Annotated in this window: 24 protein-coding genes and 1 pseudogene; 8 read left to right on the forward strand and 17 right to left on the reverse strand. The window is 68.1% G+C overall.

Going from position 1 to position 25825, the window contains the following annotated elements:
- Positions 1 to 5: 5 nt before the first annotated feature.
- The 4 genes from GH2_RS06510 to GH2_RS06525 all read right to left on the reverse strand — a co-directional run bounded on the left by GH2_RS06510 (position 6) and on the right by GH2_RS06525 (position 5421).
- Entirely contained in the window at positions 6 to 1622 is a 1617-nt protein-coding gene (locus GH2_RS06510; RefSeq protein WP_066164743.1) for an acyl-CoA carboxylase subunit beta, read from the reverse strand.
- The gene (locus GH2_RS06515; RefSeq protein WP_066164746.1) at positions 1619 to 2785 is read right to left on the reverse strand and encodes an acyl-CoA dehydrogenase family protein; all 1167 of its coding nucleotides are present in this window, start codon (positions 2783 to 2785) and stop codon (positions 1619 to 1621) included. Before GH2_RS06515 ends, GH2_RS06510 begins: the two co-directional genes overlap by 4 nt.
- Before the next feature lie 3 nt (positions 2786 to 2788).
- Positions 2789 to 4504, reverse strand: a complete 1716-nt coding sequence (locus GH2_RS06520) for an acyclic terpene utilization AtuA family protein (protein ID WP_066164749.1) — start codon at positions 4502 to 4504, stop codon at positions 2789 to 2791.
- Between the two features lie 125 nt (positions 4505 to 4629).
- Positions 4630 to 5421 carry a TIGR03084 family metal-binding protein gene (locus tag GH2_RS06525; RefSeq protein WP_066164753.1) on the reverse strand — a complete coding sequence of 264 codons (792 nt, stop codon included), beginning with the start codon at positions 5419 to 5421 and terminating at the stop codon, positions 4630 to 4632.
- Between the two features lie 215 nt (positions 5422 to 5636).
- Between GH2_RS06525 and GH2_RS06530 the strand changes: the two genes are divergently transcribed.
- Entirely contained in the window at positions 5637 to 6524 is an 888-nt protein-coding gene (locus tag GH2_RS06530; RefSeq protein ID WP_066164756.1) for a PaaI family thioesterase, read from the forward strand.
- 28 nt (positions 6525 to 6552) lie between these two features.
- On the opposite strand, the gene GH2_RS06535 is transcribed toward GH2_RS06530, so the two are convergent.
- From GH2_RS06535 to GH2_RS06565, 7 genes are read right to left on the reverse strand one after another with little or no spacing between them, the layout of a single operon-like run.
- Positions 6553 to 7797, reverse strand: a complete 1245-nt coding sequence (locus GH2_RS06535; protein ID WP_244885324.1) for a hypothetical protein — start codon at positions 7795 to 7797, stop codon at positions 6553 to 6555.
- Positions 7794 to 8348 (reverse strand): nuclear transport factor 2 family protein, encoded by a 555-nt coding sequence (locus GH2_RS06540; protein ID WP_066164763.1) that lies wholly within the window; start codon positions 8346 to 8348, stop codon positions 7794 to 7796. Before GH2_RS06540 ends, GH2_RS06535 begins: the two co-directional genes overlap by 4 nt.
- Positions 8349 to 8351: 3 nt before the next feature.
- A complete protein-coding gene (locus GH2_RS06545) occupies positions 8352 to 8543 on the reverse strand; it encodes a ferredoxin (RefSeq protein WP_066165466.1) in 192 nt (63 codons plus the stop codon).
- Complete coding sequence (locus tag GH2_RS06550) at positions 8543 to 9961, reverse strand: cytochrome P450 (RefSeq protein WP_066164766.1); 1419 nt, start codon at positions 9959 to 9961, stop codon at positions 8543 to 8545. The genes GH2_RS06545 and GH2_RS06550 overlap by 1 nt, the downstream gene beginning before the upstream one ends.
- Positions 9958 to 10767, reverse strand: a complete 810-nt coding sequence (locus GH2_RS06555; protein WP_066165469.1) for an SDR family oxidoreductase — start codon at positions 10765 to 10767, stop codon at positions 9958 to 9960. Before GH2_RS06555 ends, GH2_RS06550 begins: the two co-directional genes overlap by 4 nt.
- Entirely contained in the window at positions 10767 to 12020 is a 1254-nt protein-coding gene (locus GH2_RS06560; RefSeq protein ID WP_066164769.1) for a cytochrome P450, read from the reverse strand. The genes GH2_RS06555 and GH2_RS06560 overlap by 1 nt, the downstream gene beginning before the upstream one ends.
- Positions 12017 to 12613 (reverse strand): TetR/AcrR family transcriptional regulator, encoded by a 597-nt coding sequence (locus tag GH2_RS06565; RefSeq protein ID WP_066164772.1) that lies wholly within the window; start codon positions 12611 to 12613, stop codon positions 12017 to 12019. Before GH2_RS06565 ends, GH2_RS06560 begins: the two co-directional genes overlap by 4 nt.
- A 63-nt stretch (positions 12614 to 12676) precedes the next feature.
- On the opposite strand from GH2_RS06565, the gene GH2_RS06570 reads away from it, so the two are divergent.
- The 6 genes from GH2_RS06570 (at position 12677) to GH2_RS06595 (ending at position 18047) form a co-directional block, all read left to right on the forward strand.
- Complete coding sequence (locus GH2_RS06570) at positions 12677 to 14158, forward strand: aldehyde dehydrogenase (protein WP_066164775.1); 1482 nt, start codon at positions 12677 to 12679, stop codon at positions 14156 to 14158.
- Positions 14159 to 14375: 217 nt separating this feature from the next.
- A complete protein-coding gene (locus tag GH2_RS06575) occupies positions 14376 to 15107 on the forward strand; it encodes an SDR family oxidoreductase (RefSeq protein ID WP_066164778.1) in 732 nt (243 codons plus the stop codon).
- Positions 15104 to 15955, forward strand: coding sequence for an NAD(P)-dependent oxidoreductase (locus tag GH2_RS06580; RefSeq protein WP_066164780.1), 852 nt, complete (start codon positions 15104 to 15106; stop codon positions 15953 to 15955). Before GH2_RS06575 ends, GH2_RS06580 begins: the two co-directional genes overlap by 4 nt.
- Positions 15952 to 16341, forward strand: coding sequence for a carboxymuconolactone decarboxylase family protein (locus GH2_RS06585; RefSeq protein ID WP_066164782.1), 390 nt, complete (start codon positions 15952 to 15954; stop codon positions 16339 to 16341). Before GH2_RS06580 ends, GH2_RS06585 begins: the two co-directional genes overlap by 4 nt.
- A 38-nt stretch (positions 16342 to 16379) precedes the next feature.
- Complete coding sequence (locus tag GH2_RS06590; RefSeq protein ID WP_066164785.1) at positions 16380 to 17051, forward strand: PaaI family thioesterase; 672 nt, start codon at positions 16380 to 16382, stop codon at positions 17049 to 17051.
- An 87-nt stretch (positions 17052 to 17138) separates the two neighbouring features.
- Positions 17139 to 18047 carry an amidohydrolase family protein gene (locus GH2_RS06595; protein WP_066164788.1) on the forward strand — a complete coding sequence of 303 codons (909 nt, stop codon included), beginning with the start codon at positions 17139 to 17141 and terminating at the stop codon, positions 18045 to 18047.
- Between the two features lie 17 nt (positions 18048 to 18064).
- On the opposite strand, the gene GH2_RS06600 is transcribed toward GH2_RS06595, so the two are convergent.
- Positions 18065 to 19039: an NADPH:quinone oxidoreductase family protein gene (locus tag GH2_RS06600; RefSeq protein ID WP_066164791.1), complete on the reverse strand. Its 975-nt coding sequence runs from the start codon at positions 19037 to 19039 to the stop codon at positions 18065 to 18067.
- Positions 19040 to 19077: 38 nt separating this feature from the next.
- Here GH2_RS06600 and GH2_RS06605 point away from each other — a divergent pair, with 38 nt between their 5' ends.
- Positions 19078 to 19737, forward strand: a complete 660-nt coding sequence (locus tag GH2_RS06605; protein ID WP_066164795.1) for a class I SAM-dependent methyltransferase — start codon at positions 19078 to 19080, stop codon at positions 19735 to 19737.
- A gap of 382 nt (positions 19738 to 20119) precedes the next feature.
- Here GH2_RS06605 and GH2_RS06610 read toward each other — a convergent pair whose 3' ends face one another.
- From GH2_RS06610 to GH2_RS06630, 5 genes and pseudogenes are all read right to left on the reverse strand, one after another.
- Positions 20120 to 20965: an LLM class F420-dependent oxidoreductase gene (locus tag GH2_RS06610; RefSeq protein WP_066164798.1), complete on the reverse strand. Its 846-nt coding sequence runs from the start codon at positions 20963 to 20965 to the stop codon at positions 20120 to 20122.
- A gap of 54 nt (positions 20966 to 21019) precedes the next feature.
- Positions 21020 to 22060 carry a glucosidase family protein gene (locus GH2_RS06615; protein WP_066164801.1) on the reverse strand — a complete coding sequence of 347 codons (1041 nt, stop codon included), beginning with the start codon at positions 22058 to 22060 and terminating at the stop codon, positions 21020 to 21022.
- 76 nt (positions 22061 to 22136) lie between these two features.
- Positions 22137 to 22862: pseudogene (locus tag GH2_RS06620) on the reverse strand (class I SAM-dependent methyltransferase); the annotation flags it as partial.
- Positions 22856 to 24100, reverse strand: coding sequence for a glycosyltransferase family 4 protein (locus tag GH2_RS06625; protein WP_066164803.1), 1245 nt, complete (start codon positions 24098 to 24100; stop codon positions 22856 to 22858). The pseudogene GH2_RS06620 and the gene GH2_RS06625, both read right to left, overlap by 7 nt.
- A complete protein-coding gene (locus tag GH2_RS06630; RefSeq protein ID WP_066164806.1) occupies positions 24100 to 25779 on the reverse strand; it encodes an FAD-dependent oxidoreductase in 1680 nt (559 codons plus the stop codon). The genes GH2_RS06625 and GH2_RS06630 overlap by 1 nt, the downstream gene beginning before the upstream one ends.
- Between the last annotated feature and the right edge of the window lie 46 nt (positions 25780 to 25825).

Here is a 25825-nt window from a genome sequence, read left to right on the forward strand (position 1 = left end):
GTTCCTCACATCCGGAAGACGCCGAAGTTGCTGGTGCCCTCGACCGGGGCGGAAGCAATGGCGGAAAGGCACTGGCCGAGCACCGCGCGAGTGTCGCGCGGATCGATGACGCCGTCGTCGTACAGCATCCCGGACAGGAACATCGGGACCGACTCCGCTTCGATCTGTGCTTCGATCATGGCGCGCATGCCCGCGTCGGCTTCCTCGTCGACGGTGCCGCCGCGGGCCTCCGTGGCGGCGCGGGACACGATCGAGATCACGCCTGCCAACTGTTGGGCACCCATCACGGCGCTCTTGGCGCTGGGCCACGCGAACAGGAAGCGCGGGTCGTACGCCCGACCGCACATGCCGTAGTGACCTGCGCCGTAACTGGCGCCGATCAGCACGGAGATGTGCGGGACCGTCGAGTTCGAGACGGCATTGATCATCATCGCGCCGTGCTTGATGATGCCGCCCTGCTCGTATTCCTTCCCGACCATGTAGCCGGTGGTGTTGTGCAGGAACAGCAGCGGCGTGTTGCTGCGGTTCGCCAACTGGATGAACTGCGTCGCCTTCTGTGATTCCGCGGAGAACAACACCCCCTGCGCGTTGGCGAGAATGCCGACCGGGTAGCCGTGGATGCGCGCCCACCCCGTGCACAACGACGGCCCGTACTCCGGCTTGAACTCGTCGAAGTCGGAGTCGTCGACCACGCGCGCGATCACCTCGCGCGGATCGAACGGGATCTTCAGATCGGGCGGGACGATCCCGAGCAACTCGTCCGGGCTGTACCGCGGTTCGACGATCTCCACGCGTCCATTCGCTGCCCCGATCGGCGCCGGTCCCTGCTTCTGCCAGTTCAGCCGGGCGACGATCCGTCGACCGATCCGAACCGCGTCCTGCTCGTCCGCGGCGAGATAGTCGCCGAGACCGGAGACACGGGCGTGCATCTTGGCGCCGCCGAGCTCCTCGTCGTCGCTCTCCTCACCGGTCGCCATCTTGACCAGCGGCGGACCGCCCAGGAACACCTTGGAACGACCGTCGATCATGACGACGTGGTCGCTCATGCCGGGAACGTACGCACCGCCCGCCGTGGAGTTGCCGAACACCAGCGCGATCGTGGGAATGCCGTCGGCGGACAGGCGCGTGAGATCGCGGAACATCCGCCCGCCCGGGACGAAGACCTCCTTCTGCGTCGGCAGGTCGGCGCCGCCCGACTCCACGAGGGAGATCACCGGGAGCCGGTTCTGACTCGCGATGTCGTTGGTGCGCAGGATCTTGCGGAGCGTCCACGGATTGGAGGTGCCGCCCTTGACGGTCGGATCGTTGGCGACGATCAAGCACTCGGTGCCTTCCACCACGCCGATCCCGACGACGACCGACGCGCCGACGGTGAACTGCGAACCGTATCCGGCCAGCGGGCACAGCTCGAGGAACGGTGAGTCCTCGTCGATCAGCAGCTCGATGCGTTCGCGGGCGGTCATCTTGCCGCGCTTGCGGTGTCGCTCCACGTACTTCTCACCGCCGCCCGCGAGGACCTTGCGGAACTCGAGGTCGAGCTCGGCGAGTTTGCTGTTCATCGCCTCGACGTTCGCGGCGAACTCCGCCGCGGAGGTGTCGACCTTACTCCGGATGATGGTCATCCCTGGTACCCCAATCGTTTGGCCGCAAGGCCGGTCAGAATCTCGGTGGTGCCGCCGCCGATGCCGATGATCCGCATGTCGCGGTACTGGCGCTCGACTTCGGACTCCCGCATGTACCCCATGCCGCCGTGCAGTTGGACGGCCTTGTTCGCGACCCATTCGCCCGCCTCGACCGCAGTGTTCTTCGCAAAGCAGATCTCGGCGATCAGATCGTCATTGGGTGCCGCCTGGGCCCGGCGCTCGATCACCGCGCGGGTGTACGTCCGCGCCACGTCGATCTTGCGGGCCATCTCGGTGACGGTGTCCTGCACCGACTGGCGGGCGATGAGCGGTTTGCCGAACGTCTCACGCTGACGAACCCAGTCGAGTGTGAGGTCCAGGCAGCGCTGCGCACTCGCGTACGCCTGCACCGCGAGCGCGGCGCGTTCGCTGACGAAAGCCTGTGCGATCTGCGCGAACCCGGAGTTCTCCACGCCGACGAGATTGGCGGCCGGGACACGGACGTCGGTGAACGAGAGTTCGGCGGTGTCGGAGCTGAGCCAGCCCATCTTGTCCAGCTTGCGCGTCACCTCGAAGCCGGGCGTGCCCTTCTCGATCACCAGCAGCGAGACGCCGGCGGCGCCGTCGCCCCCGGTGCGCACCGCGGTCACCACGAAGTCGGCGCGCACGGCGGAAGTGATGAAGGTCTTGGCGCCGTTGACGAGGTAGTGGTCGCCGTCGCGCCGAGCGGTGGTTCGCAGATGGCCGACGTCGCTGCCGCCGCCCGGCTCGGTGATCGCCAGACTGCCGATCTTCCGGCCTTCGAGCGTCGGGGTGACCCACGCGGCGATCTGATCCGGATCACCGGCGGCGATCAGGTGCGGCAGCGCGATCCCACTGGTGAACACCGAGGCGAACACGCCGCCCGCCACGCCGCAGTAGTGCAGTTCTTCGGCGAGGATCGACGCGTCGATGAGGTCGCCGCCGCTTCCGCCGATCTCTTCCGGGACGCCGAGCCCGAACAGCCCGAGTTCGGCGGCGGCCAGATGGGTCTCACGCGGGATCAGGCCGTCGCGCTCCCACTCGTTCTGGAACGGCAGGACGTGACGCCGCGCGAATCCGGCGATCGTGGCGCGGAGTTCACGGCGTTCCGGGGAGTCCCAGATGTCGCTGGCGATGGGCACGGATCACTTCCCTTCGGTCGGGAGCAACGAGGTGGGGACGGCGACCACCCGGGACCGCAGCCACTCGCCGAGCCCCTTGGCCTGTGGGTCGAAACGCACGTTCTCCGCCACGCCGCGGCCCAGCACCTCCTCGATCACGAAGTTGACGGCCCGCAAGTTCGGCAGCGGGTAGCGGTGCACTGTCAGGTCCGCGACCTCGGGGAGCAGTTCCTTGAGCTTGTCGATGCTCATCGTCTCGTCGAGCCAGGCGTACTCGTCGTCGGTGCGCACCCACAGGCCGACGTTGGCGCTGCCGCCCTTGTCGCCCGATCGGGCGCCGGCGACCGTCCCGAGCGGGACGTCGGCCGTCGCGCCCCAGTCGGTCGTCGTCTCCGTCGACGGCACGCTCTCGTCGGCGATCGGGGTGGTGCGGAGCGGCGACGGCTCGATCGACTCGGTGACGCCTGTCGGTTGATTGACTCGGTGCGGCACCAGCGCGGCGTCGACGTAGGCGGGTTCGAACACTCCGTATGGTGCCCCGTTCCCGGGCGGCGCCGTCAGGGTGAATCCGGGATAGCTGGCGAGCGCGAGCTCGACGGCGGTCGCACTGAACTGGCGGCCGGCCTTCTTCGCATCCGCGTCGCGGGCCACACAGCGGAGCAACGCGCTGGCCTGTTCCTCGGTGTCGGCGTCGGCGCGGTCGAGGCGGGCGAGCTCCCACGTCAGTTCGGCGGGCTGCTCGGGCAACGCGGCCTCGAACTGCTCCTGGAACAGGGCCGCCTTGGCCTCGATGTCCAGGCCGGTGAGGACCACTTCGAACTCGTTGCGGATCCCGCCGAGGTGGTTCAGCGAGACCTTGAGGTTCGTCGGCGGCGCCTCGCCCTTGACGCCGCTGATCCGGACCCGGTCGACACCCTCCTGGGTCAGCTCGACGGAGTCGATGCGCGCGGTGGCGTCGGGGTTGTAGTAGCGCGGTCCGCCGACCTCGTAGAGGAGCTGCGCGGTGACCGTGCCGACGAGGACGGCGCCGCCGGTGCCGTCGTGCTTGGTGATGACCGACGAGCCGTCGGCGGACACTTCGGCGATCGGGAAGCCGGGCTTGCGCATGTCGGCGATCTCGGTGAAGAACGAGTAGTTGCCGCCGGTGGCCTGCGCACTGCACTCGATCACGTGGCCGGCGACCACCGCACCCGCCAGCTGGTCGAGGTCGTCGTAGCCCCAGCTGAACGACGACGCCGCCGCCCCGACCACGAGCGAGGCGTCGGTGACGCGGCCGGTCACGACGATGTCGGCCCCGGCGTCGAGGCCGGCTTTGATGCCGAAGCCGCCGAGGTAGGCATTCGCCGCGATGGGGGTGCCGAGGCCGAGTTCATCGGCGCGGCCCACGATGTCGTCGCCGTTCACGAACGCCACGCTGCGGTCCACGCCGACCGTCTCGATCACCTCGCGCAGCGCGACGGCGAGCCCGTGCGGATTGAGTCCGCCCGCGTTGACGACCACCTTGACGTCCTTCTCGGCGATGAGGCCGAGGTTCTGCTCCATCTGTCGCAGGAACGTCTTGGCGTATCCCAGGTCCGGATTCTTCATCCGGTCGCGCCCCAGAATGAGCATCGTGAGCTCCGCCAGGTAGTCGCCGACGATGACGTCGAGTTCTCCGCCCTCGAGCATCTCGCGGACGGCGCTGAACCGGTCGCCGTAGAAGCCGGAGACGTTGCCGATTCGGATGGGTACGTCAGACATGTTCTCCTCCAAGGTTGTTCGTCACGCAGGTGCCATCCCCACGCTGGTCGAGTAAGCCGGCCCCCGCACCCCCACGCTGGTCGAGTAAGCCCGCGAACGCAGTGAGCGAGCGCATCGAGACCGCCTCACAGCGCAGCCCCCGACTCCCGACCACCTCCGGGCGGCCCCGCGAACGCCTGGGCGATCCCCGCCCACTGATTCGCGTCGTCGCCGATCACGTCCAGCGCCAGGTCATCGAGGTGGCGGCGCTGGGTCACGAGCTCGCAGAAGTCGACGGCGGGTCCGCGGACGATGTTCGTCGCATCGTCGGGACCCCAGGTCCAGAGCTCGCCGGACGGAGCGGTGATCTCGAAGCGGAACTCCGCCGCGGGCGCCTCCATGCCGTTGACCGCGTAGGCGAAGTTGCGCGTCCGGATACCGAGGTGGACGACGTTCTTGATGCGGTCACCCTCGGGGTGCGGGACGCCGAGGGCGTCGGCGACGTCGAGTCCGTGCGCCCACGATTCCATGAGGCGGGCCGTCGCCATCGACGCTGCGGACATCGGCGGCCCGAACCACAGGAGTTTGCGGCCGTCCGGCACCGCGAGCAGGGCGCCGGCGAGCTTGCCTCGGGTCTTGCGCCAGTCGGCGAGGAGTTCGGCGGGCGGTCGTGCGGCTTCGGTCTCCGCTCCGGCGTCGACGAAGCCCATCGGATCGTCCATCGCCGACGCGACGAGATCGGCGAACGCCGCCTCGTCCGTGATGGACAGCAACGACACCCGGTCGGTCCAGTGCAGGTGACCGATCTGATGCGCGATGGTCCACCCCTCCGACGGCGTCGCCGTCGCCCACGCATCGTCGGGAAGGGTCGCGACGAGATCGTCAAGAACCTCGGATTCGTCCTGCAGCGCCTGTACGAGTCGGTCGATGATCGCCATGCGACCAGAGTCACACGGATCCGCGAACAAATCAAGCGCGCATGATTGTTTTTCTGTCGGGTTCACGCCACCGCGCTCAACGTTGGCGACATCGACTACCCCACAGGTCGTCCATGTCGCCGAAGTTCGCCGCGCATGATCGCGAAACGTGGTTCCGGTCTCACCGCGCGTTCGGAGCTACCCCTGCCACCGTAGTTGCTGATAGCAAGGAACGTATGACGACGTATGCCGAGGCCGCCACCGATCCCTTCGCCGCGTTCGCGGTCGGCCGCGAACCAGGCGCACCGGTCGGAACGCTGGTCCAGATCCTCGGCACCGACCTCACCGATCATCGCGGGCTCATCGAACTGCCCGCACTGACCGTCCTCTTCGACGACCTCGGCGGCCTGCCGTTCTACCACGCCGCCCCGGAGACGACGTCCATGCAGGCGCGGCTGTCGATGTCGATGCTGCATCGACTCACCGTCGCCGACCGACTCGATGCGTCGGCACAGCTCGCCATGTCTGGTGCAGGCTACGGATCCACCACGGTGCAGATCACCCGCGGCGAGGACATGGTCTGCGTGGGCACCGCCCGCAACGTCCGGGTGGGGCGGCCGGTGACCGCAGACGTCACTGGCCTGACTCTCCCCGCGCCGACGGCCTCGAACACCCGCCCGGCGGTGCCGCCGCTCGACCCGTCACTGCCGGGCACCGAGGTCGCCGCACGATTGATCGACGCCACCCTGCCGCACGGCCCGTTGACCGAGCTCCTCGGCGGCCGCCTGGTCGAGAGCCGGGACGACGGGGCGGTGGTCGCCGAGTTCACGACCGCGCCGTGGATGGCGAACCTGATGGGCAGCATGCACGGCGGCGTGATCGCCGCCATGCTCGCGCAGTCGTGCTCGTTCGGCGCTCAACGCAACGTCCGCGCCGACTGCGGCTACCAGTTGATCGACTTCACCTGCGAGTTCCACCGCTCCCCCGTCGTCGACGGCCGGCACGTGCGCGTCGAGGTGACCCCGGTCAAGCTCGGCCGCCGCCTGTCGATCTTCGACGCCTGCATGTACGACGGCGACCGACTCCTCGGTCGCGCGACGGCCGACGCGCGCTTCGACGTCTGAGCGGCCACTCCCTCACACCACCGCCGACTCACACCACCGTCAGCGGCAGGGCCTTCGACGGTCCCCGGTCGGCGAAGGTGAAGGACGACCCTCCCGAGAAGCGGACGATCGCCACCTCGCCCGATTCGGGCTGCGGTTCACCGCGCGCGATCGTGACCACCAACGCATCGTTCTCCCGGGTGCTGGACTCGATCACCCACGTGTCGTCGACGGCGCGCACCGCCGCGCGGAGCGCGTCCAGGCGCCCCTGGGCCAGAAGGCGCAACCACGCACCGTCCTCGACCGCCGACGAATCGCGTGGGATCCGCACACGCACACCGTCATCGACCACTTCGGCAACCAGGCCGGTGTACTGGACGGGACCGAACACCGGGTGCACGTTCAGCACGTCGGCCAGCGCCGCGGCGTCGGACCGACCGTCAAACAGCGCGGCGGCGAGCCGCTCGGAGGTGATGCCCGCGATGCCGATCAACTGCTTCTCCAGGATGTCGTCCGCGGCGTCGGGGTCGGTTCGACGCAGCACCGACAGCAGGAAACCGATCGCCAGGAGTTGATGCTGCAGCGCCGTCTCCTCCGCGAGCCGAATCAGCGTGGACGTCGAGAACTCGGCGAACGCCAGATCTTCGACGAGCGGCCCGCGGTAGTCCGTACGACCGTCAGCCTCGTCGGGGTCGATGACGCTCAACTCCACCGCCGCCGCCCTCGTCTCCAGGACTGGCTCGGTGACCTTCGGCAGCGGCAGCTCGTCCCGGTCGGGTTCGATCGTCACGGTCCACTCGCAGTGCGGCGTCCGATCGGCGGGCATGCGCGGCGGCCGGTGCACGGGCCGGATCCGCGCACGCCGGTTGGTCGCGATGGCCGTCGCATCGAACGTCGGGTCCTCGATGTCGTGGCACATCGCGGTCACGTAGTCGTCGCCCATCGGCTCCACGTCCAGCAGCGCGCCGCAGTGGTCGAGCACGAAGGCGCCGTGGTATTTGTCGGTGATCCGGTAGCGGAAGTCCATGAACTGCGGCGGCGCCCCGATGTCGAGTTGCAGACATTTGAACATGTCTTCGACGCCGTCGCCGTCGATCCCGAGCGCGGCCCGCATCCGTGCGGTGTACACCGGGCTCGCCGCCATCCACTCCTCGATCGCCACCTGCGTCATGCCTTCGCGACCGAACGCGCCGATCAGATGGGCCATCCCCGACCGGTCGATCAACTGTCCCGACAGCAGCGACTCGGGCAGCAGTGTCGCCAGCTCGTCGTGGCTCAACCGCGACAGTGTCACGGCATCTCCCACAGACCCACCGGCGCCTGGCCCAGCGGATACCAGCCGGGAAGATCGCCGGGCGCTGACTTCTCGATCCGCTTCAGCATCCCGTCGCTGCACGCCTTGTCGGTCAGCATCTCCAGGAACAGCGCGGACACGTTTCCGAAATCGAAGAAGTCGCGCTGCCAGCTGAACTGGAAGTTCCCGCCGTACCGAAACCAGCTGCCGCCGATCCCGTGAACGCCGTACTGCGACCCGTCCGCCCGCTTACCCTCATTGACCTGCCGCCACAGGCCGATCATGTCGCCGGTCTGCTCGTCGATCACCCAGGCCTGATAGGGGTACTCCCAGCCCTGCAGGCCCTCCATCTCCTGGCCGAGCGCCAAATCGCGGATCTCGTCGCGACCGACGGCCATGAAGTCCTTCTCCGGGCCGTAGTTCCAGCCGTAGGTGGCGTCCTCGGTGTAGAAGTCGGCGAGCGGTTTCCAGTCCCCCGCCTCCTCTGCTGCGACGTTGGCGTCGAGCCAACGCTGTTTCATCTCGTCCAGTTCGGAACGGTCGAATGCCATCGGTCAGTCCTCCACGATCTTCAATGCTTGGGTCGGGCAATAACGCACCGCGGCCTCCACTTCAGCGCGCTGCGATTCATCAGGGGTGGAATTCAGAATGGTGACGGCGTCGCGGCCGGCTTCGAAGACGTCGGGCGCCTCCACCTCGCACATGCCGTGCCCCTGGCACAGGTCCAGATCAACGACGACGCGCATCACGCGTCTCCCGAGGACTGCCGACGCCGGTAGGCGACGCGGCACGGCTGTTGCAGTTGGACGACCATCTTGGAGTGGTCGTTGCGGTAGCTGTCGGGATCTTGGAGCAGCGAGAACTCGTAATTGCGCAGCAGCACCGAGAAGATGGCCTTGAGTTGCATCATCGCGAACTGCGCGCCAACGCACCGGTGGCGGCCCGCGCCGAACGGGATCCACGTCCATCGGTTGACGAGGTCCTCTTGGCGGGGCTCGGCGTACCGTGCGGGATCGAACGCGTCGGGATCCGGGAAGTCCTCCGGCAATCGGTTCGAGACGGCGGGCGAGACCGCGATCGACTGGCCCTTGCGGACCGTGACGCCGCTGACCTCGAAGTCCTCCTGGACCAAGCGCATGAGGATGATCAAGGGCGGATGCAGCCGCAGCGCCTCCTTGATCGCCCCTTCGAGCTTCGGGATCTGCCGCATCGCCGCGAAGCTGTACGACGGCGGCGTCTCCGTCGACCCGTCCTCCCCGATGCCGGGCGCGTAGATGCCGTCCAGTTCGTCCACCACCTCCGCCAGGTACTCCGGGTGCTTCAGCAGTTCGATCAACGTCCACGCCGCGGTGCCCGACGTGGTGTGGTGTCCGGCGAACATCATCGAGATGAAGATCCCGGTGACGGTGTCCGGACTGAACATCCGGGTGCCGTCGTCGTTCTTCAGCATCGCCAGCACGTCGAGGAGGTCGCGGTCGTCCTTCTCCGCGGGCGGGTTCGCGATGCGACGGTCCAGCACGCCGCCGATGAACTCGACGAGCTCCTCGCGCGCGGCGTCGCGCCGTCGGAAGCTCTCGATATCGGCGTGCATGTCGACGTACGCGATGGGGTCGGTGCCCTTCTCGAGTTCGTGGTACAGGTGCGCGATGTGCCCGGACAGCTCCTCGCGGAACTTGCGTCCGATCAGGCACGACGACGACGTGTACAGCGTCAGCTCGGCGAAGAAGTCGAGCAGATCGATCTCCCCGTCGTCGCCCCAGTCGGCGATCATCCGCTCCACCTCGTCGGGGATGGTGACCGCGTGCTGTTTCATGTGCGCGCCTTTGAGCGCCTGGTTGTGCAGCATTTCGCTGCGCCGCTCGGGGCTGGTGTCGAAGACGACGCCTTCGCCGAAGATCGGCGTCATGAACGGGTACGCCGCCCCCTGGTCGAGCACCTCGTCGGGGGCACGGAAGAACTCTTCGTTGGCGGCCGCACCGCTGACCAGGACGACTTCCCGGTCGGCGAGCTGAAACATCCCGACCTCGCCGTGCTCGTCGCGTACGCGACGGAACAGCCCGATCGGATCGGTGGCGAGTTCGTCGAGATGGCCGTGTTCGGTTTCGCCGCCGGACACGCGGATCGACGACGTCGGGTCGGCACCGGTGGTGACTGTCTTGGTCATGCGGACGCTCCTTCGGTCTGGGGAGTCGGGGTGGGCGCGGTCAGTTTGCCTTCGGCTTCGACGTCGACGGACCGCATGTGGGCGCCCGGCGGCATCGAGATCATGGCCAGGACGGCGGCCGCGAGATGGTCGGGGGTGAGGAAGTTGCCGTGGCGCGCGAGGCCGAACTTGATCCAGTCGTTCAGCATCGCCTCGGTCTTCTGCTGATCGAGATTCATGCCCATGCCGGTGAGGGTCTGCCCGGGTCGGACCAGGCCGGTCCGCACCCCGGTGCCCTCCAGCTCCAGGCCGATCGTCGTGGCCATGCCCTCGATGCCGTACTTCGCGGCGACGTACGCCGACGACCACGGCCGGGGATGGGCGACGACGTCGGAGCTGATGAAGACGATGTCGCCGCGACGCCGCTCGATCATGGCGGGCGCAACGGTCCGGTACACCCGGTGGGCGCCGACCAGGTGCACGTCGATCTGCGCGCCCCAGTCGTCGACGGACATCTCGTGGGCGAGGCCGATCTGCAGATCGCCCGCTCCCGTCACCACGACCTCCAGCGGCCCGAGCGACTCCTCCGCGGCGGCGACGGCCGCACGGACGGAGGTCTCGTCGGTGACGTCGAGCGCGACGGCGACGGCCTCACCGCCGTCGGCCGCGATCTGCGCGGCCGTCTCGGCGCACTTCTCGACGCGGCGAGCGCCGAGCGCAACGGCATACCCGGCGGCCGCCAATGCGCGGGCGGTGGCCTCGCCGATGCCCGACGACGCGCCGACGACGAGCGCGGGACGACGGTCCGGGTGTGGTTGGAAACGCATCATCGGGCCTGCACTTTCATCGGGAGGGACGCGAACCCGCGGACGTTCACCGAGTGGACGCGTTCGGCGGCGGCGAGGTCGACTTCGAAGTCGCGGACTGTGCGCGCGATCTCGGCGAGCCCCAGTTCGGTCTCGAGACGAGCGAGGTGCGCGCCGAGGCAGAAGTGGGTGCCGCGGCCGAACGAGAGGATGGTGCGGCTGCTCTCGCGACCGATCCGGTACTCGTCGGCGTCGGCCCCGAACACCTCCGGGTCTCGGTTCGCCGAACCGATCAGCAGCAGAACGCGGTCTCCCGCGGGGATGGTATGGCCGCCGTACTCGACGTCGTCGAGCACGCGCCGAAGCAGCATCTGCGTGGAGGTGTCGTACCGGAGCGTCTCCTGCACCCAGTCCGCCACGCTCTCCTGAGGATCGGCGCCGCCACCGACGGCGGCGACGATCTGCTCGATCTGGTCGTGACTGCGATGCCCCCAGTAGAGGGAGTTGGCCAGCAGCTTGGTGGTGGTCTCGTTCCCGGCGACCACCATGAGCATCATGAAGCCGATGATCTCCGGGTCGGTGAGCGTGGCCCGTTCGCCGTCGTCGCCCGTGATCTCGGCGCGGATCAGCGCGGAGACCAGGTCGTCGCCGAGGTTCCGTCGTCGGTCCGCGAGCAGGTCGGTGTAGTAGCGGTGCAGTTCCAGGTAGGCGGCGATCGCGGCCTGTGGAACGTCGGTGACACCCTCTTCGCGATGGATCAGCAGGTCGGACTGTGTCCGCAGGTACGCGCGGTCGTCGGGACCGACACCGAGGAGTTCGGACACGACGTCCATCGGGAGCAGCCCGGCGAAGTCGTGGACGAAGTCGAACTCCCCCATCTCCAGGCAGCGCTCCCAGTGTTTCCGAGTCAACTCGGTGATGCGCGGCGCGAGTTCGCTGACGCGACGCGGCGTGAAACCGGTCGACACCAGCTTGCGGAGACGCAGGTGACGGGGGTCGTCCATCGCCAGGAAGCTCATCGCGTACTCGGCGTTCTCGTTGTACGACGTCGCGTCCATCGACACGCCCCAGCTGTTGGACAGTCGAACGTTGTCACGGAAGGCCTGGTCCACGTCGGCGTGCCGAGACAGGGCCCAGAAGTCGCCGTCGGCGCTGCGGTACACGGGTTCGTGCTGCCGCAACCGTGCGTAGGTGGGGTACGGATCCTCGTGGAAGTCGTAGTCGTAGGGATCGAACGGGATGCTGCTGTGCACCCCGGGGTCGGTGACGGTCATGGCTGTCCCATCAGTAGGGCTGCGGCTGCGACCAGCCGCTCGGACGTGTCCTCGTAGGTCAGGTGGCCCATGCCGGCGGTGACGAGACCGCCGGCGTAGAGCATTTGGAGCGCGTCGATCAGGCGATCGGCGTCGGGGTGATCGCGGCCGACGGCCGCGGCCAGGCGGTCGTGGATCAGGCCGCCGATCCGCCACCGCAGGTGTTCGGAGTCGGGATCGTTCCCGAGCAGCGCGACGGTGACGGCGCCACCCAGTTGTCCCTCCCCCGCGACGACCATCGACACCCCGCGCAGCACCTGCGCGACGCGCTCGAACGGCTCCAGCGTCGGGTCGGGCTCGGGCACGCCCGCGTTGAGTCGCCGCCAGAACACCTCGGCGACGAGGTGACTCTTGGAACTGAAGTAGGTGTACGCGGTGGCGGGCGCGATACCCGATCGCTTCGCGACGTCGCGCACGGTGAGCGCGTCGTAACCGCCGGTCGCCAGGATCTCGACGGCGACGTCGACCATCGTGGCGATCTTCTCGGCCTGCTGCGGACTCAAGCGCCGACGGGTGGATTCCTGTGCGACGCCGGACGAAACGGGAGTGGACATGTAACGCAGGTTACTCTACGGTTGAAACGAAGTCCAGACACCTGTCCAGATGGAGTTCCGAACATGAGCCCAACCCCGCCACTGCTCCGCCCAGCCATCACCTCCGACCTCTTGATCGACGGAAAGCTGATCGGAGGATCCGGCGGCACGTTCGACGTCGTCAACCCGGCCACCGAAGAGGTGATCGGTCAGGCGTCGGAGGGCACCGCCGACGACATGGCGGCCGCGATCGACGCCGCGCGCCGCGCCTTCGACGACACCGACTGGTCCCACGACCACGCCTTTCGCGCACACTGCCTGCGTCAACTCCGCGACGCACTCCTCGCCCACACCGACGAACTCCGCGACCTCACGGTCGCCGAGGTCGGGTGCCCGACCTTCCTCACTCACGGACCGCAGCTGGTGGGGCCGATCACCGATCTCGGCTACTTCGCCGACCTCGCCGAGAACCACCAGTGGACCGTCGACCTCGGCGAAGCCAGCCCGATGGGCATCAAGAACCGGCGCGAACTCCGGTCCGAGGCGATCGGCGTCGTCGGCGCCATCACCCCGTGGAACTTCCCGCACCAGATCAACTTCGCGAAGATCGGCCCGGCGCTGGCGGCCGGCTGCACCGTGGTCCTCAAACCCGCGCCCGACACCCCGTGGTGCGCGGCCCTCGTCGGCAAGGTGATCGCCGACGAGACCGACTTCCCACCCGGTGTCATCAACATCGTGACCTCCACCGACCACGCGCTCGGCGAGCAACTGTGCACCGACCCGCGCGTCGACCTGGTCTCGTTCACCGGATCCACCGCGACCGGCCGGAAGGTGATGGCCGCGGCGGCACCGACCCTCACCAAGGTGTTCCTGGAACTCGGCGGCAAGTCGGCGTTCATCGTGCTCGACGACGCCGACCTCGACGCCGCCTGCAGCATGGCCGCCTTCTCCGTCGTCACGCACGCGGGCCAGGGCTGTGCCATCACCACCCGCCTCGTCGTCCCCCGCGAACAACTCGACGACGCCGTCGCCGCTACTCGGAACGCGATGGCGGGGTTGGCCGCCGACGATCCCACCAAGCCCGGCACCGTGTGCGGCCCGCTGATCTCGGCCCGCCAGCGCGAGCGCGTCGAAGGCTATCTGCAACTGGCGCGCGACGAGGGCGGCACCATCGAGATCGGCGGCGGTCGACCGGCCGATAAGGACGCGGGCTACTTCGTCGAACCGACGCTCATCTCCGGGCTCGACAACTCCGCGCGCGTCGCTCAGGAGGAGATCTTCGGTCCGGTGCTCGTGATCCTCCCGCACGACGGCGACGACGACGCGATCCGCATCGCCAACGACTCCCCCTACGGCCTCTCCGGCGCTGTCTGGGGCACCGACCCCGAGCGCATCAACGCCGTCGTCGACGGCGTCCGCACCGGAACCATGGGAGTGAACGGCGGCATCTGGTACTCCGCCGACGTCCCCTTCGGCGGCTACAAGCAGAGCGGGATCGGCCGCGAATCCGGTGTGGCTGGGTTCTGCGAATACCTCGAAACCAAGGCTGTCGCCACTCCGGTGTGAGCAGCTGAAACCGCACGATACGTCAGGACCCGCACCCCACCCGACCTCCGCAACCCCAGGGATTGCGCGTCATAGCGAGCCGCCGTTTGCGCGGCGCTCGGAATGTGATTGCCGAGCTCTCCGCAGGGACGAGGCGCTAGCCGAGGAGTGAGGACTGCCGAGGCAACACATTCCGAGCGCCGCGCAAACGGCACCACCCACACGAAGAAAGAAGAAGATGAACAGATTTGAAGACAAGACCGCCATCGTGACGGGCGCCGCAGGCGGCATCGGAGAGGCGTATGCGCGTGCTCTGGCCGCCGAGGGCGCGTACGTCGTCATCGCCGACGTCAACGACGACGCCGGGCGGGCCGTCGCCGAGTCGATCGGCGGCCTGTACGTCCACACCGACGTCGCCGATCCGGACTCCGCCGCGGCGCTGGCGAAGGCGGTCGTCGACGAACGCGGCAAGATCGACGCGCTGGTCAACAACGCCGCCATCTACGGCGGCATGAAGCTCGATTTCCTCACCACCGTCCCGTGGGACTACTACAAGAAGTTCATGAGCGTGAACCTCGACGGTGCGCTCAACGTGACGCGCGCCTGCTTCCCGCACATGCGGCACGGCGGCGCGATCGTCAACCAGTCGTCGACGGCGGCGTGGGTGTACAGCGGCTTCTACGGGCTGGCGAAGGTCGGCGTCAACGGCCTCACCCAGCAACTCGCCGTGGAACTCGGCGGCCAACGCATCCGCATCAACGCGATCGCACCCGGCCCCATCGACACCGAGGCCACCCGCTCCACCACGCCGGAGGAGATGGTGAAGGACATGGTCGCCAAACTGCCGCTCGGCCGGATGGGCACGCCCGACGACCTCGTCGGCATGTGCTTGTTCCTGCTGTCCGACGAAGCCTCGTGGATCACCGGCCAGATCTTCAACGTCGACGGCGGACAGGTCATCCGCTCATGAGACTCGGCTACGTCGGTCTCGGGAACATCGGCGGCCCGATGGCGGCCCGCCTCGCGGCCGCCGGACCGACGACGGTCTTCGACATCTCCGCCGACGCCGTGGCCGCCGCGGTCGAGGCCGGGGCGAGCCGCGCCGACAGCCTCGCCGACCTCGCGGCGGCGAGCGATCTCGTCAGCATCTGCGTCCGCGACGACGCCCAGGTCCGCGACGTCGTCGCCGACCTGCTGCCGCACCTGTCGTCGGGGGCGTTGATCGCCGTCCATTCGACGATCGCGCCGGAGACCGCCGTCGAGCAGGCCGCGTTGACCGCGACCAGCGGCGTCACGCTGCTCGACGCCCCGATCTCCGGTGGAGCGCCCGGCGCACAGCAGGGTCGACTGGCGATCATGATCGGTGGCGACCGCGAGGCCTATCAGCGTGCCAAGGCCGCCCTTGCTCCGGCGGGCGACATGATCGTGCACGCGGGTGATCGGCCCGGCGATGGCACGCGAATGAAGTTGGCGCGCAACCTGCTCCACTTCGTCTCGTTCACGGCGACGGCCGAGGCGGCACGGCTGGCCGAGGCCGCGGGCATCGACGTCGCGAAGCTGGGCAAGGTGGTGCGGCACACCGATGCGATCACCGGCGGCGCGGGCGCCATCATGTTGCGCGACACCACCGCAGCCATCGATCCCGACGACTTCTGGTACGGCGTCTTCACACACGTGCGGAGCCTCGGCGAGAAGGACCTGACGCTCGCACTCGACCTCGCCGATCACCTCGGCGTCGACCTACCGCTGGGCCGACGCGCACTCACCGACCTGGCCGCCGGACTCGGCGTGCCGCACTCTTCCGAAGGAGCACGATGACCACCGACAACGATGAACCCCAGATGTCCGACCAGCGCCGCAAGGGCTTGCGCGTGATGTCGGAGGTGTACGGCTGGGAGATGGCCGACGGCCCCGGCGACTTCTTCGCGCACACCGCCGACCAGGTGTTCGGCGAGGTGTGGAGCCGCGAAGGACTCACCCATCGCGACCGTCGTCTGCTGCTGCTCGGCGCGCTCGCCGCGAACGGCCACGTCGACATCGCTGAGATCCAGGCCGGCGCCGCCCTCGGCAACGGCGAACTGACGCCGGAGGAACTGAATGAGATCGGCCTGTTCCTCTGCTATTACGTGGGCTGGCCGCTCGGTTCCAAGATCACGATGATGTTCGGCGAGCAGATCAAGAAGCACCGCACATCTGCGCGGTGACATCCGCCCGCGGCCCGCACCGTACCTAAGGTGACTTCATGGACTTCCGATTGACCGACATGACCGACGAGGAGATCGCGCAGGATCTCAGCGTGGTCGAACCGCTCACTGATTCGGTGCGCGACCTGATCGACGCGGTCATCCGCACCGAGGTCGACGCCGAGCACCTCATCGCGGCGCGCGAGCAGATCGAGGCGGTCGTCGCGTCGTTGCGTGCCGAGCAGAAGCCCGGCAGCTACGGCGTGCCGTTCACCAAGAAGCTGCACGGCATGCCGTACGGCAACGCCGCGGTCGGCAAGCGCAACGCGATCGCGCCTCCCCTGGAGATCGAGCATCAGGCGGACGGCTCCGCGACGAGCAAGGTGGTGCTCGGCGCCGCCTACGAGGGGCCGGCGGGGCTGGTGCACGGCGGCATCTCGGCGATGCTGCTGGACCAGTTGCTCGGCGAAGCGGTGAGTCGGCAGCACGGCATCCCGTGCTTCACGGGCACCCTCACCATGACGTATCTGCGGCCGACGCCGCTCGGCGCCCTGCGCCTGCGCGCCGAGACCACCGGCAACAGCGGACGTAAGTACTTCGTCCGCGCCGAGATCTGCGACGCCGATGGACCGACCGTCACCGCCGAGGCCATCATGGTCGCGCCGGCGAACTTCCCTCGCCACGAGGAGTTGCAGCGACTGCGTGCCCAACTCGCGGAGGCGCCGGAGTAGTCGGACCGCGGCCCGCGTCGTCACCGAGCGATCACTCGTTCGCACCTTCGGCAGACGCGTCTCACCGCTGCCGGTAGCGTCGGACGCATGTGCAACGACCACCACCTGCCGCCCTTCTCCACCGACGAAGCCGAGGCAGTACGCACCATCTGGCAGGACCTGGGGCTGCCGGGTCTGATCGACGTCCACACCCATTTCATGCCGAAGCCGGTGATGGACAAGGTGTGGGCCTACTTCGATTCGGCGGGTCCGCTGCTGGGTCGCGAGTGGCCGATCGCGTACCGCGCGGACGAGGAGCAGCGCGTCGACGTGCTACGGAGTTTCGGCGTGCGCGGCTACTCGTCGATGATCTATCCGCACAAGCCTCAGATGGCACAGTGGCTGAACAGCTGGGGTACCGAGTTCGCAGCCGGTCATCCGGACTGCCTGCACACCGCCACGTTCTATCCGGAGGAGGGCGCGGACGACTATGTGGCTGCCGCCATCTCGGCAGGCGCGCAGATCTTCAAATCGCACATCCAGGTCGGCGCCTACTCTCCGATCGACCCGCTGCTCGACGGCGTGTGGGGACGGATCGACGACGCGCAGATCCCCGTGATCATCCACTGCGGCTCCGGGCCCGCCCCAGGCGAGTTCACCGGTCCCGATCCGATCACCATCCTGCTGCAACGCTTCCCCACGCTGCCGTTGGTCGTCGCGCATATGGGCGCCCCCGAGTACGAGGCGTTCCTCGATCTGGCCGAGCGGTATCCGAACGTCCGCCTCGACACCACGATGTCGTTCACCGACTTCTTCGAGACGGACGCGCCCTTCCCGAAAGACGCGATGGGACGGGTCCGCGATCTCGGCGGCAAGATCCTGTTCGGCAGCGACTTCCCGAACATTCCTTACGGCTATGCTCACGCCCTGCAGGCGTGCGTCCGGCTCGACCTCGGCGACGACTGGCTGCGCCGGGTGTTCCACGACAACGCTGCCGCACTGTTCGGCATCAGCTGAGCAGTGCGGCAGGCTGCTCAGCCCTCCGAGACCCGAACGACGGCCTTGCCGCGCACTCGTCCTTCAGCCAGGTCGGTCAAGGCCTCCGACAGCTGCCCGAGCTGGTAGACGTGGTTGACCGGCGGCCGCATGCCCTCGCCGACCAGCCGCACGATGTCTTGATGGATGTTGCCGGGCACCTCGGGGTGCTTGCGGATGTACTCACCCCATGCGGCGCCGACGATGGCCACGTTCCGGAACAGCACTCGGTTCAGCTTGACGGTCGGGATGCCGCCCGCCGCGAAGCCGATGACGACGAAGCGGCCGTCCGGTGCGACGGCGCGCAGCGCCTCGTCGAAGACGTCGCCGCCGACGGGGTCGACCATCACGTCGACGCCGGTGCCCGTGAGCTCGAGGACCTTGTCCTTCCACCCGTCGGTCAGCTGCACCACTTCGTCTGCGCCGAGTCCACGCAGCATCTCCTCATTGCCGGTGCGATGCACGACGGCGACGACGCGGGCGCCCAGGGCCTTGGCGACGATGATCGACGCGACACCGATGCCGCCCGCCGAGCCGAGGACGCCGACGGTCTCGCCGGGCTGGAGGTTGGCACGCATCTTGAGTGCGAAGATCGCGGTCTGGAAGTTGATGCCGAGGGCCGCGCCTTCGTCGAACGTCAGGGCGTCGGGGAGCGGAAACAGCTGCTGTTCGGTGACGGCGATCTGCTCACCGAAACCACCCAGCATCGATGCGACGACGACGCGGTCGCCGACCTGGAAGGCGCCGCCGCCTTCCGGCACCGCCGAGATCACGCCCGCGACCTCGGTGCCCGGGGTGAACGGCAGCGGCGGGCGGAGCTGGTACTTGCCCTGGGTCATCAGCAGATCGGGGAAGCAGATGCCGCACGAGCGCACGTCCACCAAGTAGGTCCCAGGATGCTGTTCGGGATTCGGAATGTCTTGCAGCTCCAGCCCTTCGGGCCCGGTTTCGCTGACGATCACCTGTGCTTTCATGGCTTCTACCGTAGCGGAGGTACCGGTAGAATTTAATCATGACATCGACTTCATTTTCGCCGGGCTTGTCCGAGAATCGTCTGCGCATTGCCGACTCGGCGCCCGGTTTCATGCCGCTCGACGAGGCTCACGCCCTCCATGACACCGCAGCCACGCTTCTGTCCAAGCCGGACTCGGTGGGCATCGGGGTGGAGATCGGCACGTACTGCGGCAAGTCGACGGTGTTCCTGGGCGCGGCGGCGGAGCCGGTCGACGCACTGATCGTCACGGTCGACCATCACCGCGGGTCCGAGGAGCATCAGCCGGGCTGGGAGTACCACGACACCGAGTTGGTGGATCCGCACAGCGGCCTGCTCGACACCGCCGCGCGCTTCCGGCAGACCATGTTCGACGCCGAGTTGGAGTCGACGGTCCTGGGCCTGCTGGCGCCGTCGACGGCCGCGGCCCGGGTGTGGGGCCGGGAGGTGGATTTCGTCTTCATCGACGGCGGGCACTCGATGGAGGCGGCGCAGAACGACTACGACGGCTGGGCTCGCTGGGTGCGTCCGGGCGGCGCCCTCCTGATCCACGACGTCTTCCCGGACCCGGCGGACGGCGGCCGTCCCCCGTACGAGATCTACTGCCAAGCGCGCGCTTCCGGCCGTTTCGTCGAGGCGTCCGCGCACGGCTCACTTCGGGTGCTGACCAGGATCGCTTGAGCCGCTTTGATTCCCGGTGACGGGCGTCCCCACGTTGGGCGAGTGCTGCCTCCGAGGGGAAGCCGTGGTCGGCGAGGCCTCGTCCGACCGATCCCCGCTAAGAACTGCGCTCCCAGGCGCTTCCGACGGAACATTGCCACCGGAGGATGCTGAGCAAGCAGTTCTTAGCACCATGTGACAAACGGCGGAACGCGGCACGGCGATATCAGATCGAACCGCAGACGTCGCGCGATGCTGCACGAGTTCGGTCTCGTTGCCTACGCTCTCGGGACACCGACTGCAGCGAACTCCGCTCACCCCGGCCACCGGAAATCAATCATCGAGCCGCGAAGCCTCACGTTTGATTAGCAGGCATCTGCTCTGAATACGCGAAACATCGAGGCTATCGCGCGAGCCCCAGCTTCCCGGCCAAGCGTTCCAGGTATGCGCGCGCCGTCTCCACGTCTTTGTCGGGGAGTCCGTACAACACGCGGGTCACGCCGATCTCCTGCCAGTGGGCGAGACGATCAGCGTCCGGCTTCATGTCGAGGGCCACGATCTGCGGGGCGCCGTCGCGGCCGGCGTCGGCCCAGATCCGGTTGAGGAGCGCGACGGAGTCGTCGATGTCGGTCTCACCGGGGGTGGTGATCCAGCCGTCGGCGCTCCGCGCGATCCATCTGAAGTTCTTCTCGGTGCCCGCGGCGCCGACGTTGACGTCGATGGTGCGGGACGGTTTGGGCCACGCCCAGCTGGGGCCGAAGTCGACGAACTCGCCGTGGTACTCGGCTTCTTCCTGGGTCCAGAGCGCACGCATCGCTTCGAGGTATTCGCGCAGCATGGTGCGACGCCGACCGGCCGGGACGTGATGGTCGGCGAGCTCGTCGAGGTTCCAGCCGAAGCCGACACCGAGGCTGATGCGCCCATCCGAGAGATGATCGAGGGTCGCGACCGTCTTGGCGAGGGTCAGCGGATCGGATTGGACGGGCAGCGCGACGGCCGTGGAGAGTTCGATCGTCGAGGTCACCGCCGCCGCGGCGGCGAGCGACGTCCACGGGTCGAGCGTGCGGGTGTAGCGCTCGTCGGGCAGCGACGCGTCGCCGGTCCGGGGGTGCGCCGCTTCGCGTTTGGTGGGAATGTGACTGTGCTCGGGAACGTAGTAGGCGGCGAATCCGGCCTCTTCGATGAGCGGCGCCAGATGGTGCGCGCGGAGACCGCGATCGCTGGTGAACTGCACGATTCCGAAATCCACACGTACCTCCGGGGTTTACAGCGCCCCGATCTGGACGCCAGACTGGACACCAGTCTACGAGTTCTGCGCCGGAATTGGAACCCGTTCTAGTTCGGCGAAGAGTCCACCCCCGGGCGTCGCCCGGCTGATCGCGTCGGCCGCGAGCACGACGGCCGCCGACGTCCAGCAACTCCGCTCCACCGGCCACCGTTTGCCGTCGTCGAAGACCAGGCCGGTCCAGTACGAGCCGTCCGGATCGCGCAGATGCTGAATCGACTCGACCAACCCGGCCGCCCGATCGGTGTCGCCGAGCGCCTCCAGCGCCAACGCGAGTTCGCTGGTCTCGGCGCCGGTGACCCACGGTCGGTGACCGACGCACCGGATGCCGAGTCCGGGGACCACGAAACGGTCCCACTCCGAATCGATCCGGGCGCGGCCGGCAGCCCCGCGGAGGACACCGCCGAGAACCGGGTAGTACCAGTCCATCGAATGCTCGCCCGGCGGGACGAAGACGTCGTCGTCGCGGGCGAAGGCCGCCGCCAACCGCTCACGCGCCCGCACCCACCGCGGCATCTCGGCGTCCACGGCATCGGCGAGCGCGAGCGCGCAGCACAGGGCCGAGTAGATGCTGGCGTTACCGGTGACGAGAGCGTCGTCGAACATCGCGCCCGTCGTGAAGTCGGCGGCCCAGCGGAAGGCGCCGTCGTCACGTTGGAACATCAGCACCCGGTCGATCGCGGCGCGCACGGTGGGCCACATGCTCCACAGAAACGCCTCATCACCGGTGATCAGATAATGATGCCGAACCCCGACCGCCAGGTACGCACAGAAGTTGCTGTCCACGCCGGGATCGACGACGGTGCCGGACCGCACCTCGATCGGCCACGAACCGTCGGCCCGCTGCGTGTGCGCCGACCACTCATACGCCGCGCGCGCCTGCGCCACGAATCCGCTCGCGGTGAGCGCCATCGCCGATTCGACGTGATCCCAGGGATCGGTCTTGCCGCCCGGAAACCACGGCAGCGCACCATCGGTCTCCTGCATGTCGGCGATCGCCGCACCCGTCGCCCGAACCTGCGCGCGGGTCAGCACCCCCGAGATGGACGGGACCGCCACGTCACGCCCGTTCGTGTTCGACGACAGCCCGCTCGCTCGCGCTCGTGTCTAACTGAGCCCGCTCGCTCGCGCTCCCGGCGCTCGTGTCCAGCTCCGGCTTGCGCAGATAGAGCGCCACCGACTTCCCGACGATCGGGTTCAGCACCTGCTCGCCCACCCGCGTCACCCACGGTTTGCTCATCATGTCCCACACCAGCATCCGGTGGTATCCGCGGACCAGCGGGTTGCGGTCGTTGTCCACGCCGACGGCACACTTGAGCCACCAGTACGGCGCGTGCAGCGCATGCGCGTGCCCGGATCCGGTGACCTGCAGACCGGCGGCGGTCAGCTTGCCCGCGAGCTCCGACGATCGGTAGATCCGGACGTGACCGCCCTCCACCTCGTGGTACTCGTCCGACAGGGCCCAACACACCTTCTCCGGCCAGTACCGCGGCACCGTCACGGCAGCGAGCCCGCCGGGTTTGAGGATTCGCACCATCTCGGCGATCGCAGCATCGTCGTCGGGAATGTGCTCGAGGATCTCCGACATCACCACGACGTCGAAACTGGCGTCGTCGTACGGCAGCGCGAGCGCATCGCCGACCGCCGTGCGCGCCACTCCCGACGAGGGGACCTCCCCCGCTGCGGCCAGCGCGCCGAACATCTCGGCGACGTCGGCCATGTCCTTCTCGTTCTGATCGAAGGCGATGACATCGGCGCCGCGGCGCAGCATCTCGTACGAGTGCCGCCCCTGCCCCGCACCGATGTCGATGGCCCGCACACCAGGTCCCACAGCGAGACGGTCGAAGTCCACGGTCAGCACTCGGATGTCCTCTCTGCGGCGGCGTCGATGGCCGCCTGATAACGGTCGGCGGTGGCCTGCGCGACCGCCGACCAGCTGTAACGTTCCGCGGCGCGGGCACGACCGCCCGCACCGATCCGCACCGCGAGCTCCGGATCGTCGAAGAGCCGCAGCAGCGCCTGGGCCAGCGCGCCCGCATCACCCGGCGGGACCAGCAGCGCCGCCTCCTCGTTCTCGCCGACCACCTCGGGGATCGCTCCGGCACGCGTCGCCACCAACGGGGTGCCGCAGCTCATCGCCTCCACCGCGGGTAACGAGAACCCCTCGTACAACGACGGCACGCACGCCACCTCGGCCGTCGCGAGCAGCTCAGCCAACTCGGCGTCGTCGAGTCCCGACACCACCGACACCCGATCGGCGATCGCGAGTTGATCGATCAGCGCCGCCGACGGTCCGTCCGGGTCGAGCTTGGAGACCAGCGTCAGATGCACATCGTGCTCGGCAGCGACCTTCGCGACCGCTTCCAGCAGGTACGAGACGCCCTTGAGCGGTGCGTCGGCGCTCGCGACGCAGACGATGCTGCCGGGAGTCCGCGGGCCGCGTGGGGCGTAGAGGTCGACGTCGACGCCGAGCGGAATGGTCGCCAGCGCGTCGGGCGCCACGTGGAAGGCCTCACGGATGTCGCGTTCGCTGCTGTTCGAGACGGTCAGCAGCGACGGAATCCGGCGTGCAACGCGGCCCTGCATCGCCAGGAACGAATGCCACCGCCAGGCGCTGATCTTCTTCAGCCCCTTCGCCGCCTTCACCGCGAGCGAACGGTCCCGGGTGATCGGGTGATGGATGGTCGCGACCAGCGGGAATCCCTGCTTCTTGATCGATAGCAGACCGTAGCCGAGACACTGATTGTCGTGCACCACGTCGAAGTCGGCGCGGCGCCCCTTCAATACGCGCGCCATGCGCAGGCTGAAGGTGAGCGGCTCGCCGAACGCCGCCGTCCACATCGCCACGACTTCGGCGACGTCGATCCAGTCGCGGTACTCGCGCAGTCGCGGCGTCCGGAACGGCTCGGGTTCGCCGTAGAGGTCCAGACTCGGGACTTTCGTCAGGCCGACGCCCTCGTCCAGTTCCGGATACGGCTGGCCGGAGAACACTTCGACGTCGTGCCCGAGGGCCGCGAGTTCCCGCGAGAGGTGACGGACGTAGACGCCCTGTCCTCCACAATGCGGTTTGCTGCGGTACGACAGGAGCGCAATCCGCACTATGCGCCGCCGACCACGTCGGACTGGCGAGCCATCATCTGCAGCCGCTCGATGCTGGTGAACTTGACGCGGCGACGACCGCTGTCCGCGCCCGCGTCACGTTCGGCCTTGTCGATCTGCTTCCATCCGGCGAGGTCGACGCGCTCGGCGCCGCGGTCCGCGACCAGCCCCGGCACATCGCTCCGGTCGGCCGATGGTGTCGCGAGGACTCCGTTCGTGAAGTCGGCGAGGATCGACGCCGCCGCCTGCTCCCCGCACAGCCGGTTGCGGCCGATGCCGCCGGTGGGTCCGCGCTTGATCCAGCCGGCCACGAACACTCCGGGCAGCGGATCGCCGCCGGGGCCGTCCAGCACCCGGCTGTCCTCGTTCGGGACCACCGAGCGCTCGTCGTCGAACGGCAGGTCTTTGATCGGCTGGCTGCGGTAGCCGATGGAGCGGACCACCAGTCCCGCCGCGATCTCGGAGGTCTCGTCGGTGGGGGCGATCTTGCCGCCGCCGATGTATTGGTTGCGCACCAGCCTGACGCCCGTCGCCGCATCGTCGCCGACGATCTCGGTCGGCGAGGTGAGGAAGCGGAAGACGATCCGCCGGTTGCCGTCGGTCGGGGCGGTGCCCGCGTATTCGCGAGCCAACCGCACCTTGGTCGCGATCACCGAGTCCAGGGTGTCGTCTGCCTCCGCGGCGGCCGCCTCGTCGGACAGCACCAGCTCGGACTCGTCGATGACGACGTCGACGCCGTTGACATCGGCCAGGGAGACGAACTCGGCGTTGGTGAACGCGCCGTGCTCGATGCCGCGGCGTCCGACGACGATCACCTCGCGGACCGCCGACGCGCGCAGCGCTTCCAGCGCATGATCGGCGATATCGGTGGTCGCGAGCTCCTCCGGGTCGGTGACCAGGATGCGGGCGACGTCGAGCGCCACGTTGCCGTTGCCGATCACCACGGCCGTCTCGCCGGAGAGATCGAACGGGCGGTCGGCGTAGTCGGGGTGACCGTTGTACCAGGCGACGAACTCGGTGGCCGCGATGGAACCGACCAGATCTTCGCCGGGGACGCCGAGCCTGCGGTCGTGGGCAGCGCCGACGGCGTAGAGCACCGCGCTGTAGCGTTCACGCAGTTCGTCGTGGCTGATGTGGGTGCCGACCTCCACACCGAGGTGGTAGGTGAAGTTCCGCTTCCGCTCGACGGAAGCGAAGTGCGTTTCGACGCCCTTGGTCTGCGCATGGTCGGGGGCCACGCCCGCGCGCACCAGACCGTACGGGGTGGGCAGGCGGTCGTACACGTCGACGTAGACCTGCGACTTCTTCACGAGTTCTTGCGCGGCGTACATCGCAGCGGGACCCGCGCCGACGATCGCGACGTGCAGGTCGCCCTCGGGCAGTTGCGGTGCTCGCGGATGCCGGACCAGTCCGCCTTCCACATCGTGATCCTTGTAGTAGTCTGCATTGATCTGCAGGAAGGGCTCCTCCTGCTCGGGCATCTGGTCGTCCGGGTAGATGGCGCTGACCGGACACTCGTCGATGCATGCTCCGCAGTCGATGCAGGTCTCCGGGTCGATGTAGAGCATCTCGGCGGTGAGGAAATCCGGCTCGTCCGGGGTCGGGTGAATGCAATTGACCGGACAGACGGCAACACACGAGGCGTCGTTGCAGCAAGCACGCGTGATTACATGCGTCATGGCGAATTCCCTTCCAGCAACAAGGGTGAACGTGTTCTAGTTGTAC

Source organism: Gordonia hydrophobica NBRC 16057 (assembly GCF_001592365.1).
Lineage (GTDB): Bacteria > Actinomycetota > Actinomycetes > Mycobacteriales > Mycobacteriaceae > Gordonia > Gordonia hydrophobica.

What these genes read in the sequence shown, in the direction of transcription:
- GH2_RS06560 (WP_066164769.1), bottom strand. Translation starts at nt 12,020, where the DNA reads ATGACCGTCACCGACCCCGGGGTGCACAGCAGCATCCCGTTCGATCCC.
- GH2_RS06600 (WP_066164791.1), bottom strand. Translation starts at nt 19,039, where the DNA reads ATGAAAGCACAGGTGATCGTCAGCGAAACCGGGCCCGAAGGGCTGGAG.
- GH2_RS06630 (WP_066164806.1), bottom strand. Translation starts at nt 25,779, where the DNA reads ATGACGCATGTAATCACGCGTGCTTGCTGCAACGACGCCTCGTGTGTT.
- GH2_RS06585 (WP_066164782.1), top strand. Translation starts at nt 15,952, where the DNA reads ATGACCACCGACAACGATGAACCCCAGATGTCCGACCAGCGCCGCAAG.
- GH2_RS06540 (WP_066164763.1), bottom strand. Translation starts at nt 8,348, where the DNA reads ATGGCATTCGACCGTTCCGAACTGGACGAGATGAAACAGCGTTGGCTC.
- GH2_RS06545 (WP_066165466.1), bottom strand. Translation starts at nt 8,543, where the DNA reads ATGCGCGTCGTCGTTGATCTGGACCTGTGCCAGGGGCACGGCATGTGC.
- GH2_RS06525 (WP_066164753.1), bottom strand. Translation starts at nt 5,421, where the DNA reads ATGGCGATCATCGACCGACTCGTACAGGCGCTGCAGGACGAATCCGAG.
- GH2_RS06520 (WP_066164749.1), bottom strand. Translation starts at nt 4,504, where the DNA reads ATGTCTGACGTACCCATCCGAATCGGCAACGTCTCCGGCTTCTACGGC.
- GH2_RS06575 (WP_066164778.1), top strand. Translation starts at nt 14,376, where the DNA reads ATGAACAGATTTGAAGACAAGACCGCCATCGTGACGGGCGCCGCAGGC.
- GH2_RS06570 (WP_066164775.1), top strand. Translation starts at nt 12,677, where the DNA reads ATGAGCCCAACCCCGCCACTGCTCCGCCCAGCCATCACCTCCGACCTC.
- GH2_RS06605 (WP_066164795.1), top strand. Translation starts at nt 19,078, where the DNA reads ATGACATCGACTTCATTTTCGCCGGGCTTGTCCGAGAATCGTCTGCGC.
- GH2_RS06550 (WP_066164766.1), bottom strand. Translation starts at nt 9,961, where the DNA reads ATGACCAAGACAGTCACCACCGGTGCCGACCCGACGTCGTCGATCCGC.
- GH2_RS06555 (WP_066165469.1), bottom strand. Translation starts at nt 10,767, where the DNA reads ATGCGTTTCCAACCACACCCGGACCGTCGTCCCGCGCTCGTCGTCGGC.
- GH2_RS06580 (WP_066164780.1), top strand. Translation starts at nt 15,104, where the DNA reads ATGAGACTCGGCTACGTCGGTCTCGGGAACATCGGCGGCCCGATGGCG.
- GH2_RS06510 (WP_066164743.1), bottom strand. Translation starts at nt 1,622, where the DNA reads ATGACCATCATCCGGAGTAAGGTCGACACCTCCGCGGCGGAGTTCGCC.
- GH2_RS06565 (WP_066164772.1), bottom strand. Translation starts at nt 12,613, where the DNA reads ATGTCCACTCCCGTTTCGTCCGGCGTCGCACAGGAATCCACCCGTCGG.
- GH2_RS06530 (WP_066164756.1), top strand. Translation starts at nt 5,637, where the DNA reads ATGACGACGTATGCCGAGGCCGCCACCGATCCCTTCGCCGCGTTCGCG.
- GH2_RS06590 (WP_066164785.1), top strand. Translation starts at nt 16,380, where the DNA reads ATGGACTTCCGATTGACCGACATGACCGACGAGGAGATCGCGCAGGAT.
- GH2_RS06595 (WP_066164788.1), top strand. Translation starts at nt 17,139, where the DNA reads ATGTGCAACGACCACCACCTGCCGCCCTTCTCCACCGACGAAGCCGAG.